This window comes from Alkalihalophilus lindianensis (genome assembly GCF_032843265.1).
Taxonomy (GTDB): Bacteria; Bacillota; Bacilli; order Bacillales; family Bacillaceae_D; genus Alkalihalophilus; species Alkalihalophilus lindianensis.
In genome coordinates this window covers 1-266 of sequence record NZ_JAWJBA010000440.1, presented here as the reverse complement: position 1 = coordinate 266, position 266 = coordinate 1, and the positions used below count along the sequence as shown (strand labels likewise).

Sequence of the window (266 nt, the reverse complement as noted above, 5' to 3'; positions counted from 1 at the left end):
CAACAGATTAGCAGCCTTCTTGCCCGCAGTCTGCAGCTGTTCAGCGGAGGCCGCTTGAAGCGTAACCTGGGTAAAATCACTGCTGCCATAAATGATCTTCCACGTTTGAAACGGCAGGTACACCTCCATCGACCCAAAGGCAAGTAGACCGCTTGGTTTTTCTAATACCCCGACAATTTCAATGGGTTGATTTGCTACCGTGATAATTTTGCCAACAGGATTGTTTCCTTTAAATAATTCCTCTTGTAATTTGCTGCTAATCAGGC

1 protein-coding gene is annotated in these 266 nt (G+C 45.9%); it reads right to left on the bottom strand.

Annotation, left to right across the window (positions count from 1 at the left end):
- A partial coding sequence (locus RYX56_RS22945) for an ABC transporter permease (RefSeq protein WP_317124200.1) occupies positions 1 to 266 on the bottom strand: 266 nt, incomplete at both ends.